General features: G+C 60.2%; 12 protein-coding genes. 6 read left to right on the top strand and 6 right to left on the bottom strand.

Features of this window, described 5'->3' with window-relative positions:
• Positions 1-8: 8 nt before the first annotated feature.
• The 6 genes from minE to denD all read right to left on the bottom strand — a co-directional run bounded on the left by minE (position 9) and on the right by denD (position 5,605).
• Positions 9-272, bottom strand: a complete 264-nt coding sequence (minE, locus tag FHP24_RS22605) for a cell division topological specificity factor MinE (RefSeq protein WP_139678497.1) — start codon at positions 270-272, stop codon at positions 9-11.
• Positions 269-1,084, bottom strand: coding sequence for a septum site-determining protein MinD (gene minD, locus FHP24_RS22600; protein ID WP_139678496.1), 816 nt, complete (start codon positions 1,082-1,084; stop codon positions 269-271). Before minD ends, minE begins: the two co-directional genes overlap by 4 nt.
• Before the next feature lie 31 nt (positions 1,085-1,115).
• Complete coding sequence (minC, locus tag FHP24_RS22595) at positions 1,116-1,862, bottom strand: septum site-determining protein MinC (RefSeq protein ID WP_139678495.1); 747 nt, start codon at positions 1,860-1,862, stop codon at positions 1,116-1,118.
• A 307-nt stretch (positions 1,863-2,169) separates the two neighbouring features.
• Complete coding sequence (locus FHP24_RS22590; RefSeq protein WP_139678625.1) at positions 2,170-3,459, bottom strand: MFS transporter; 1,290 nt, start codon at positions 3,457-3,459, stop codon at positions 2,170-2,172.
• A 275-nt stretch (positions 3,460-3,734) separates the two neighbouring features.
• A complete protein-coding gene (locus FHP24_RS22585) occupies positions 3,735-4,625 on the bottom strand; it encodes an NAD(P)-dependent oxidoreductase (RefSeq protein WP_139678494.1) in 891 nt (296 codons plus the stop codon).
• On the bottom strand, positions 4,622-5,605 hold the full coding sequence (gene denD / locus FHP24_RS22580; RefSeq protein WP_139678493.1) for a D-erythronate dehydrogenase: 984 nt from the start codon (positions 5,603-5,605) through the stop codon (positions 4,622-4,624). The genes FHP24_RS22585 and denD overlap by 4 nt, the downstream gene beginning before the upstream one ends.
• A 184-nt stretch (positions 5,606-5,789) precedes the next feature.
• Here denD and FHP24_RS22575 point away from each other — a divergent pair, with 184 nt between their 5' ends.
• The 6 genes from FHP24_RS22575 (at position 5,790) to FHP24_RS22550 (ending at position 12,169) form a co-directional block, all read left to right on the top strand.
• Complete coding sequence (locus FHP24_RS22575) at positions 5,790-7,235, top strand: FAD-binding oxidoreductase (protein WP_139678492.1); 1,446 nt, start codon at positions 5,790-5,792, stop codon at positions 7,233-7,235.
• 24 nt (positions 7,236-7,259) lie between these two features.
• Positions 7,260-7,973, top strand: coding sequence for a FadR/GntR family transcriptional regulator (locus FHP24_RS22570; RefSeq protein ID WP_139678491.1), 714 nt, complete (start codon positions 7,260-7,262; stop codon positions 7,971-7,973).
• A gap of 145 nt (positions 7,974-8,118) precedes the next feature.
• On the top strand, positions 8,119-9,279 hold the full coding sequence (locus FHP24_RS22565; protein ID WP_246091900.1) for a fumarylacetoacetate hydrolase family protein: 1,161 nt from the start codon (positions 8,119-8,121) through the stop codon (positions 9,277-9,279).
• A gap of 19 nt (positions 9,280-9,298) precedes the next feature.
• A complete protein-coding gene (locus FHP24_RS22560; RefSeq protein ID WP_139678489.1) occupies positions 9,299-9,832 on the top strand; it encodes a TRAP transporter small permease in 534 nt (177 codons plus the stop codon).
• Position 9,833: 1 nt separating this feature from the next.
• A complete protein-coding gene (locus FHP24_RS22555) occupies positions 9,834-11,111 on the top strand; it encodes a TRAP transporter large permease (protein ID WP_139678488.1) in 1,278 nt (425 codons plus the stop codon).
• A gap of 50 nt (positions 11,112-11,161) precedes the next feature.
• Positions 11,162-12,169 (top strand): TRAP transporter substrate-binding protein, encoded by a 1,008-nt coding sequence (locus FHP24_RS22550; RefSeq protein ID WP_139678487.1) that lies wholly within the window; start codon positions 11,162-11,164, stop codon positions 12,167-12,169.
• Positions 12,170-12,216: the final 47 nt, after the last annotated feature.

Raw genomic sequence — 12,216 nt, 5'->3', positions numbered from 1 at the left:
ATCGCCGGTCAGGCCGCTCTCGCGGCATCCAGCGGGATCTCGACATCGATCTCGAGGATCGAGACGTGCTCGTCACGATCGACCTTGACCGTGACGCGGTCAGCGTCGAGCTGCACATGCCTGGCGATGACGGCAAGGATTTCCTCGCGCAGGATCGTGGTCAGGTCGGAGCCGGCAGACGCCCGCTCATGAGCCAGCAGAACCTGCAGGCGTTCCCGTGCAGCCGGCGCAGAGCGCCGAGGCGAACGGGTGAAAAGACGCAGTATGCTCATGCGGCCTTCCTTCCGAAGAGTTTTCCGAAGATGCCGCGCTTGTCACCCGGCACCGTCACAGGGACGACTTCGCCGGCCAGACGACGGGCAGCTTCAAAATAGGCTTGTGCCGGTGCGCTGCGCGCGTCGGCAAGCGTGACAGGGGCACCAAGGTTCGATGCCTTCAATACATCCATGCTTTCCGGAATGATGCCGAGAAGCGGGATGGAGAGGATTTCCAGAACGTCGTCGACCTTCAGCATGTCGCCGCGTTCCGCACGAACGGAATCGTAGCGGGTGAGCAGAAGATGCTTTTCCATCCGCTCGCCGTTCTCGGCCTTCAGCGTCTTGGAATCGAGCATGCCGATGATGCGGTCTGAGTCGCGCACCGAAGACACTTCCGGATTGGTCACGACGACGGCGACATCGGCATGGCGCATGGCAAGCGTCGCGCCTTTTTCGATACCGGCCGGGCTGTCACAGATCACCCAGTCGAAATATTTCTTCAATTCGCCGATGACGCGCTCGACGCCCTCTTCTGTCAGCGCGTCCTTGTCGCGCGTCTGGGAGGCCGGCAGCAGAAACAGCGTGTCGAGCCGCTTGTCGCGGATCAGCGCCTGCGGCAGCTTGGCGTCGCCATTGATGACGTTGACGAGGTCGTAGACCACCCGACGTTCGGCACCCATCACGAGGTCGAGGTTGCGCAGCCCGACATCGAAATCGACGACGGCGACCTTTTCATTGCGCTGTGCCAACGCTGCCCCGAGTGCGGCTGTCGATGTTGTCTTGCCAACCCCGCCCTTGCCGGACGTCACGACTATGACTTTCCCCATCCTGATCTCCTGTGTTGAACCTTATGCCGGTTCAGAAAAGTATGTCTGCCATGATCGTGTCGCCCTCGAGCGACAGTTGCACGGCGTGCCCGCGAAGGCTCGAATCCATGTCTTCCGCCATCTTGTAGATACCGTCGATAGCGATCAGCTCGGCTTCGAGGCGGCGGCAGAAAATGCGTGCGTTGGTATTGCCGATTGAGCCCGCCATCGCACGGCCGCGAAGCGCGCCGTAGATGTGGATCGAACCGCCGGCAATGACTTCGGCGCCGGATGCGACAGAACCGACAATGGTGATGTCGCCTTCCGGAAAGATGATCGACTGGCCCGAACGGACCGGTTCGTCGATGACCAGAGACTGCGGGATCGCCCGAACCTGTGGCGCTTCCTGGCGCTGCGGCGCCGGTGCGGCGGCCTCGGCTTCGGTCTCCGTTTCCGGCTCCCTTGCCGTCACCTCGACGTCGGAGGCCGGCTTGCCGCCCTTCATCGCCGGCGGCATGCCCGGACCGAGCATCGACGGACGCGCGCCTTCGACGCCCATCACCCTGACATTGCGTTCGGCAAGGTCGTCGATCAGCTGTTTCAGTTCGGGCTTCTTGATCGGCAGTTCCGACACGTCGAGAACGACGGGCCTGTCGAGAAAGAAACCGGCAGACCGGGCAGCCAGATCGTCGAGGCGGTCAAGCCATTGATCCAGCGGAAGATCCGGTGAAAGAACGACCGCCAGGAACGAACGGCCCTTGATGCGAATGGAGCGAGCGTCTGTTAGCACTTTGGTCATCTACGTTAAGAAATCGTTGCCCGATGTCTACCGCTGACGTGGTTAACAAATGGTTAACGCGGCCCGCCCAAGTCTTAAGATGCGGTAAGGAACTCGGGGGAAACAGGGCCGCGAAGGTGATGCGCGAAACCCTGAACCCGCAGCCTTGATCGAGGCTTATGCGGGTTTCCTTTTCCAAGCCGATATCGCGACAAGCCTTGTTTCCGCATCAAAAAAATTATGTGCTGGAGACGAAAAAGGAGGCGAGCCACAGGCCCGCCTCCGATGAAGAACAGTTTTGAGCGTCCAACAGCCAGACTGACGAGAATCAGTCTTCCTGGATATGGCTGTGATGTTTGGTGTCGCGCATCTTCACATAGACGACCAGCGAGATGGCGATCATGATCGTCACATACCAGAAGAACCAGTTCTCATGGCCCATCTGCTTGAACTTCAGCGCCACGAATTCCGCGGTGCCGCCGAAGATCGTGTTGGCCAGCGCGTATGGCAAAGCCACACCGAGCGCGCGAATATGCGCCGGAAACAGCTCGGCCTTCACCACCGCATTGATCGAGGTGTAACCGGTGACGATCAGCAGGCCGACGAGCGACAGGAGAAACGCGGTGAAGGCGTTCGTCGTCGCGGCAAGCGAAGTGAAGATCAGATAGGTGAACAGCGTGCCGAGAACACCGAACCCGACCATCAGCGGCTTTCGCCCGATTCTGTCGGACAAGGCGCCGGCGATCGGCTGGCAGAGCATGAAGACGAACAGCGCCGCGGTAGTGATCTCGGTCGCCGTCTCCTTGCTGAAGCCCGACGTGTTGACCAGGAATTTCTGCAGGTAAGTCGTATAGGCGTAGAAGGCGAGCGTGCCGCCGGACGTCAGCGCGATGACGAGGAAGGCTTCCTTCGGATAACGCGTGAACAGCGCCCAGCCGCCGGACGATTTCTTCGCATCGGCATCGGCATTCTTGAACGATTGCGTTTCGGCCAGGCCCCGTCGGATGTAGAACACCACAATCGCCAGAAGGCCGCCGATGAAGAACGGCACACGCCAGCCCCAGGACTGCAACTGTTCGGCCGTGAGCAAAGCCTGCAGCACGAGCAGCACTGCAAGCGCAACGAGCTGGCCGGAAATCAGCGTCACATACTGGAAGCTGGAGAAGAAACCGCGCCGGTTGCGGCCGGCCATTTCGCTGAGATAGGTGGCGCTGGCGCCGTATTCGCCGCCAACGCTAATGCCCTGCAGCAGACGCGCGAACACCAGCAATGCCGGAGCGGCAATGCCGATCGTCTCGTAGCCCGGCGCAATCGCGATGAGGAAGGAACCGAGGCACATCAGCGTGACGGAGAGCGTCAGGCCGGCCTTGCGGCCCTTGCGGTCGGCATAGATGCCCATGAACCAGGCGCCGATCGGCCGCATCAGGAAGCCGACGGCAAAGACGGCCGCGGCACTCAGGAGTTCGGCTGTCTGGTCACCGGAGGGAAAGAAGACCGGGGCGAAATAAAGGGTGAAGGCGGAATAGACGTACCAGTCGTACCATTCGACCAGATTGCCGGCGGAACCGCCGATGATGGATTTCAGTCTGACCTTTTCGTCGATGGGCGACGAGGCCATGTCTTTTGCCAAGGTGTTATCCAAGAGCGCAGATCCATTTCTGAAAAGCGCGGCGGCGTAAGGGTGCCCAGGCATCGCAATCGCGGGCCGCGCCAAGGGGTTGGGTGTCCCTGAAAGGACTTGGGGTGTCCGATCGTGTTACGCCCGAACGCCATCCGATGCCAGCCTTAATTAAACTGTCAATATGGCATATTACCGCAGTGCAGCATTAAATCTCTCGGAGAGAGGCAGACCATGCCGCCCTCATGGTTTTAATAGACCCTTTATCCCCGTTGTCAGAACTTCGGGTTGATGTTTTCGAAATGCAGCAGAAGACCGCTGTGATCCTTTTCTCCGCCTCCTTCGAACACGAAGTCGGAAAATTCGCCCGTCACCGCCTGCGTCAAAGGCAGTTGCAGGGAAAGTTCCTCGGCCAGTGCCATGACCGTTTTCAGGTCTTTCAGCTGGTTGTTGGACGAACCGCCGGGCTCGAAATTGCGCTCGACCATCCGCGCGCCGTGCAACTCCAGAATTCGACTTTCGGCAAATCCGCCGCGGATCGCATTGCGAAACGCCTCGCGGGACGCGCCGCCAGCCTGAACGAGGATCATCGCCTCGGCCACAGCGCCGATCGTCACTGCAACGATCTGCTGATTGGCGAGTTTGCACACCTGCCCCGCGCCGCTCGGTCCCACATGCGTGACGCGGCCGAGCACGGCAAAGATCTCGGAAAGACCAGAAACCACATCGGCATCGCCACCAGCCATGATCGCCAACGTCCCGGCATCGGCACCGACGACGCCGCCGGAAACGGGGGCGTCGAGATGTTTGATGCCTATAGCCGCGAGCTTTGCGGAATGCTCGCGGGCAATCGACGGGGCGATCGAGCTGGTATCGACAAGAACAGTGCCCTTTTTCATCGCCTCGGCCACGCCGCCGTCGAACAGCACCGCACCGACGATATTGCCATCGGTCAGCATGGTGAAGACGATATCGGCATCACGCACGGCCTCGGCGGGCGAGGCAGCAACAACCGCCCCCTCGGCTTCGAGCGGTGCGGCCTTTGCCGTGTCACGGTTCCACACCGTAATCGGATAACCGGCGCGGGCAAGCCGCCGTGCCATCGGCCCGCCCATCAGGCCGAGGCCGATAAAGGCAATGCTCTTCTTCCGGCTCTCGGAGGTCATAGCTTGCCTCCCAGCTCGTCCTCGATATGAACCTGGATGATCTCGTCGAAATTCTTTTCCGAGGTAAAGCCAAGTTCGGTCGCGCGCTTGGCTTCAAAACCCGGCGCCCAGCCGGCGACCATCTTCATGATCATCTCGTCGGGCTGACGGCGGATCAGCTTCACCGCATTTTCGCCGGCCACCCGACGCAAAGCCTCGATCTGCTCACCGACCGTGGCACTGACGCCCGGCATCGACAGGCTGCGACGCCAGCCGAGCTTCGAAAGGTCCAACCCTGCAGCATGAATGAGGAAACCGACGGCCGAGCGTGGAGACGTGTGCCAGTGACGTACGTCATCGGAAACCGGCAGGATCGCCTCCTGTCCGACAAGCGGCTCGCGCAATATGCCGGAGAAAAAGCCTGAGGCAGCCTTGTTCGGCTTGCCGGGACGGATGCAGACGGTCGGCAGGCGGATGCCGATCCCATCGAAGAAACCACGGCGGCTGTAATCTGCAAGCAGCAACTCGCTGATCGCCTTTTGCGTGCCATAGCTGGTGAGCGGCGTCAGGAAATAATCGTCCGGGATCGGATAGGGCAGCGGCGCACCGAAAACGGCAATCGACGAGGTGAACACCACCCGCGGGAAATAACCATCCTTCTGGTTTTCGAGCCTGATGGCATCGAAAAGGAAGCGGCTGCCGTCAAGATTGATGCGGTAGCCCTTGTCGAAATCAAGTTCCGCTTCACCGGATACGATCGCGGCCAGATGAAAAATCACGTCAGGCCGTGTCGCGATCAGTTTTTCCGCCTCGCCCGGCAGGCTGAAATCCGAGGCGAGCGTAACGACCTTGCCGGCAAAGCCGGCCGGCTTTTCCGGCTCGATCACATCGACCAGCGTCAACACATCGACGGGCTTGCCGTGCAGCGCGCCGTCCGAAACGAGACGCTGGGTGAGCTTGCGACCGACCATGCCGGCAGCACCGATAACAAGAATATGCATGTTTCCTCCCATACAACCGTGGATGCTCCACGAATTCCTCTTGTAAGGTTGTCTGATAACCCTGTATGCTCTGTTTGGAAATAGAAGAGTTCGTCATCAGGCAAAAAAGCCGGGGGCGAAAACTGAAATGAGGCTTTGGACTGCCGGAGGAAATTCCGGGCACTCCTGGGGAGGAGAAGACCACATGACGGACCTATCGGGCTCGCTCGCCGAGCAGCGCCTTTCGTTACGCGCCGTTCTGGGCGAAGATCTTGTCCTGACCAATCCGCAAGACATGCTGCAATATTGCCGCGACTGGCATGGCGACGTGACCAGCGGCGCCGTTGCCGTCATCCGGCCACGCTCGACGCAGGATGTGCAGGCGGCCATGAAGGCCTGCCGCGACCTCGGCCTCAAGATCGTGCCACAAGGCGGCAATACCGGCCTCGTTCTGGGCGGCATACCGGACGAACCGGAACGTCAGGTGGTGCTCAGCCTCGAGCGCATGAACAAGATCCGCAACATAGACAGCAATGATTTCTCCGCCGTGGTCGATGCCGGCTGCGTGCTTGCCGAACTCAAGGATGTGATTGCCGAAAAGGGCATGTTCTTCCCTCTGGCGCTCGGCGCGCAGGGCAGCTGCCGCATAGGCGGCAATGTTTCCACCAATGCCGGCGGCATCAACGTTCTGCGTTACGGCATGACGCGCGAGCTCGTGCTCGGGCTTGAAGTCGTGCTTCCCGATGGCAGCGTCTTCGATGGTCTCTCAACCCTGCGCAAGGACAATCGCGGACTGGACCTGAAGCAGCTTTTCATCGGTGCCGAAGGCACGCTCGGCATCATCACCGCCGTATCGGTAAAGCTGACACCCTACCCCGACAATGTCGCAACAGCACTTCTGGCGCTGAATTCGCTGGACGATGCGATCACCCTCTACCGCCGTGCGAGACGCGATTGCTGCGACCTGATGTCGGCTTTCGAATTCATGCCGCCGCTCGCCTTCACGCTGGCGCAGGAAGCAATGCCGGACCTGCCGATCCCGCTTTCGGGCGATTATCCGGCCTATGTGCTGATGGAAATTTCCGGTTCGGGCCTCGTCGATATCGACGACCTGATGCACCGCTTCCTCGAAGGCGTGATGGAGGGCGGTCTCGTGGTCGATGGCACGATCGCCACCTCGCAGGCGCAGGCGCGCAATCTCTGGCTTATCCGCGAAGGCATGAACGAGGGCCAGGCCAAGCGCGGCTCGCATATGCGCACAGACATCTCCGTATCGCTGTCGCAACTCGCCGCCTTTGTCGTCGATGCCGAAGCCGCGGTCGCGGAAGCCCTGCCAGACTGCATCAGCGTTTCCTACGGCCATGTCGGTGACGGCAATGTGCATCTGAACGTGCTGCCGCCCAACGGCGCCACGCCTGAGGAACGCCACGACCGGATCTACAAGGCGAAGAAGGTCGTCAACATCGTGGTCGACAAGTACCGGGGTAGCATCAGCGCCGAACACGGTATCGGCCGCTTGAAACGCGAGGATTTCGAGGAACGCCTATCGGAGACCAAGCGCAACCTTCTCGTCGCCATCAAGAAGGCCATCGATCCGGACCTGCTCTTGAACCCCCATTGCCAAATCGATCTCGACGCGGATATTCGCTAGCCATCACAAGGAGCATTATCCGCCATGGCCGATTTCACCCAGATCAGACGAAGCGAGCATCTGCCGACGCGCATCGCCGCCGAAATCGGCAGGGAAATCGCCGATGGCCGTTTTGCTCCGGGGCAGAAACTGCCGACCGAACACCTGCTTGCACAGACATTCGGCGTCAGCCGCTCGGTCGTGCGTGAGGCGATCGCCCATCTGCGCAACGAAGGGCTGGTTGAAACGCGACAGGGCGTCGGTGCCTTTGCAACCGAACTGGCACAACGACAGTCCATCCGCATCGAGGCAGGTACACCCGGAGACAAGGGCGCGTTTCGTGACCTGTTTCAGGTTCGTTTCGCACTTGAAACGGAATCTGCCGGACTGGCCGCTCTGCACCGCACGCCGGACGATCTCATGAAGCTGGACGAGATTTTGGCGCAGATGACCGGTGCGGAAAAATGGGGGGAGCAGGGCGTCGTCGCCGACCTTGCTTTCCATCGTGCCGTTGCCGCCGCCACCCATAACGAATATTTCCAGCAATTCGTCGGCTTCATCACCGAACGGACGCATGTCGCCATCAATGCCGCCCGCGCCGCCGCGATTTTGGAGGAAATCGTGGAAGTGACGATCGCCGAACATGTCGCAATCCGGGATGCGATAGCGACAGGCGAACCGGCCGCAGCCAAGACCGCGATGAAGCGGCATCTGAATGGCGCGGCGCGGCGCCTCAACCTCGAGCTGGAAATGAGCTGACGGTAAGGCGGGGTGGTTTTCCACCCCCATGACTGCGAGCGGTTCTAGACAAAACGCAAAAGTCATATTAGAACGAATTAAGCGTTGTCAGACATCTGACAATGGCGAAAAGGTGGAGGCCTTTTCTCAACATGGGAGGATTTCCTTGGCATATCAGCATGCCCTGTCGTCGAATATTGTCCTGCCGGTGGATGCGTCGAGCGCGCTTCTGGTCGGACGTGTATGGTCGAACGCAGCCGCCGGGCCCTGCCCGGTTCTTTTCTCGAACGGACATCTTCTCGACCTCTCTTCGCTTGCGCCGACATTGTCCGCGCTGCTGGAGATCGATGATCTTGTCCAGAAACTTTCACACACATCGTCATTCGCCGATCTCGGAAGTCTCGACGATTTCCTGAGCGGCAAGGCTGGAGCGCTTCTGGCGCCGGCCGATCTGCAGGCCATCAAGGCGGCGGGCGTCACCTTCGCCGACAGCATGCTGGAACGGGTGATCGAGGAACAGGCCAAGGGCGATCCATTGCGCGCCCAGGAAATCCGCGGCAGTCTTGCGCCTGTTCTCGGCGACAACCTCAAGGGTCTCGTCGCTGGTTCCGAAAAGGCCGCCGAAGTGAAGCGCCTGCTGCAGGATATGGGCCTCTGGTCGCAATATCTCGAAGTCGGCATCGGGCCGGACGCCGAGATCTTCACCAAGGCCCAGCCCATGTCGTCCGTCGGCTGCGGCTCGGTTGTCGGCATCCACCCGAAGTCGGACTGGAACAATCCGGAACCGGAAGTCGTGCTGTCAATCACCTCGAAGGGTGAAATCATCGGCGCCACGCTTGGCAACGACGTCAACCTGCGCGATTTCGAAGGCCGGTCGGCGCTGCTGCTCAGCAAGGCGAAGGACAACAACGCCTCCTGCTCGATCGGTCCCTTCATCCGTCTTTTCGACGGCAAATTTACGCTTGAGGACGTCAAGGCCGCGGAAATCAGCCTGTCCGTCAAGGGCGAGGACGGTTTCGAGATGACCGGCATCAGCCCGATGAAGGCCATCAGCCGTTCGCCGGAAAACCTGGCGTCGCAACTGCTGAACCGCAATCACCAATATCCGGACGGCGCGCTGTTTTTCCTCGGCACCATGTTCGCACCGGTCAAGGACCGACGTGGAAAAGGCCTCGGCTTCACTCACGAGATCGGCGACGTGGTCGAGATCTCCAGCCCGAAGCTCGGGCGACTGGTCAACCGGGTGGAATACAGTGACACCTGCCCCGAATGGACATTCGGCATAATGGCACTGATGAAAAACCTGGCCAAGCGCGGTCTTTTGTAGGGGCATCAGGGAGGAGCAAATGCAAAAGGTTATCGAATTATTCTACAGGGTCCTTGAGGCCCTGCTGATCCTGCTTCTCGCAGGCATGGCCCTGATGGTGTTCGGCAATGTCGTACTTCGTTACGGTTTCAATTCCGGCCTGAACGTCTCCGAGGAAATGTCACGCTACTTCTTCGTCTGGCTGACATTCATCGGCGCAGTCGTGGCATTTCGCGAACATTCCCATCTGGGTGTCGAGTCCCTTGTGGCCATGTTCGGCCGCAAGGGCCGCGTCATCTGCATGGTCCTCAGCAACATCGTCATCATCCTGTGTTCCGCCATCTTCTTCTGGGGCACCTGGGTGCAGTTGCCGATCAATTCGAGCATGGTCGCGCCGGTTACCGGCCTGTCCATGGCCTGGGTCTACGGTGTCGGCTTCTTCACCGGCGGAGGCTGCGTGCTGATTGCGCTGGAACGCCTTATCCGCCTGCTGACCGGTCGCGTCACCGAAGACGAGATCGCAGCCTTCACGGGTGAAAACCTGACGATCGAGCAGATGGCGGAGCGCACCTGATATGACCCTTTTCGTCTTTGTCGGCTCCCTGCTGGGCGCCATGGCTATCGGTGTACCCGTCGCCTTTTCGCTGATGTTCTGCGGCGTCGTGCTCATGTGGTACATGGACATGTTCAACAGCCAGATCATCGCCCAGAACATGATCGCCGGCGCTGATACGTTCACCCTGCTCGCCATTCCCTTCTTCATTCTCGCCGGCGAGTTGATGAATTCCGGCGGTCTGTCGAAGCGCATCATCGAGTTCGCAATCGCCTGCGTCGGCCACATCCGTGGCGGTCTCGGCATCGTCGCGATCGTCGCCGCCCTGATCATGGCCTCGATCTCCGGTTCGGCTGCAGCCGATACCGCAGCGCTCGCGGCCATCCTGATCCCGATGATGGCCAAGGCGGGTTACAACATCCCGCGGTCCGGCGGTCTCATCGCTGCCGGCGGCATCATCGCCCCGGTCATCCCGCCGTCGATGGCCTTCATCGTCTTCGGCGTCGCGGCCAACGTCTCGATCACGCAGCTCTTCATGGCCGGCATTTTTCCCGGCATCCTGATGGGCCTGTCGCTGGTCGTGACCTGGCTGATCGTGGTGCGCAAGGACAATGTCCAAGCACTGCCGAAGACATCCTACAGGGAACGTCTGCGCGCAACAGGACGTGCCGCCTGGGCGCTCGGCATGCCCGTCATCATCCTCGGCGGCATCAAGGCCGGCGTCGTCACGCCGACCGAAGCCGCCGTCATCGCCGCGGCCTATGCGATGTTCGTCGGCATGGTCATCTACCGCGAACTCAAGCCGAGCGACCTGCCCCGCGTCATCCTGCAGGCGGCCAAGACCACTTCGGTCATCATGTTCCTCGTCTGCGCAGCTCTTGTTTCGGCATGGCTGATCACGGCGGCGAACATCCCGGCGGAAATCGCCGGTTACATCGAACCGCTGATCGACCGCCCGACGCTCCTGATGTTCGTCATCATGATCCTCGTGCTCGTCGTCGGCACTGCCCTCGACCTGACGCCGACCATCCTGATCCTGACGCCTGTATTGATGCCGATCATCAAGCAGGCGGGCATCGATCCAGTCTATTTCGGCGTCCTTTTCATCATCAACAACTCGATCGGCCTCATCACGCCGCCGGTCGGTGTTGTCCTCAACGTTGTCAGCGGTGTCGGGAGAATACCGCTTGGCAAGGTGACCGCCGGTGTGTGGCCGTTTCTGCTTGCACAGACGATCGTGCTTTTCCTGCTCGTGCTGTTTCCCGATCTCGTGATCGTACCTGCACGATGGTTGCATTGACGGCCTGACCAACAACCTTTTCTATCTGACGTCTAACTGGGAGGACTACTATGAGGAAAATTCTTTTCGCAACCACCGCGCTCGCCATGGCGATTTCGGGATCGGCTCCGGCTTTTGCCGAATTCAACAGCCGCAACATCCGCGTGTCGAACGGCATCAACGCCGATCACCCGGTCGGCAACGGCATCAAGGCCATGCAGGAATGCCTTGACCAGAAGTCGGGCGGCAAACTGAAACTCACTGCATTCTGGGGCGGCGCGCTTGGCGGCGACCTTCAGGCAACCCAGGCGCTGCGTTCCGGCGTCCAGGAAGCCGTCGTCACCTCGTCTTCGCCACTCGTCGGCATAATCCCGGCACTCGGCGTCTTCGACCTGCCGTTCCTGTTCTCCACCCCGGCGGAAGCCTACAAGGTTCTCGACGGCAAGTTCGGCGACCAGATGAACCAGAAGCTCGACGCTTCCGGCCTGGTCAATCTCGCATACTGGGAAAACGGTTTCCGCAACCTGTCCAATTCCCAGCATCCGGTGACCAAGTGGGAAGATTTCTCGGGCCTGAAGGTCCGCGTCATGCAGAACAATATCTTCCTCGACACGTTCCAGAACCTTGGCGCCAATGCGACGCCGATGGCCTTCGGCGAAGTCTATTCGGCGCTGGAAACCAAGGCGATCGACGCCCAGGAAAATCCCTATGTGACGATCGACACCTCGAAATTCTTCGAAGTGCAGAAATACGTAACCGAGACGAACCACGCCTACACGCCGTTCCTGTTCCTCTTCTCCAAGGCGATCTTCAACACCTACACACCGGAAGAACAGACAGCCCTGCGTGAATGTGCGGTCGTCGGCCGCGATGTGGAGCGTCAGGTGATTGCCGATCTCAACAAGAAGTCGCTGGAAAAGATCAAGGAAGCCGGCCTTCAGGTGAACCAGCTTTCGCCGGAAGAACAGGCCCGCATCCGCGAGAAGTCGATGATCGTCTATGAAAAGCACAAGGCCCAGATCGGCCCGGACGTGGTCGACGGCATTCTGGCCGAACTGAAGACCATCCGCGGCAACTGATCCGGATACACTCCCCGGATAAAGTACCGTGAGTGAAGCCCGCACCC

This window comes from Aliirhizobium smilacinae (genome assembly GCF_006335145.1).
GTDB lineage: Bacteria > Pseudomonadota > Alphaproteobacteria > Rhizobiales > Rhizobiaceae > Neorhizobium > Neorhizobium smilacinae.
The sequence above is the reverse complement of the archived record's forward strand: the minus strand, read 5'-3'. Positions and strand labels throughout refer to the sequence as shown.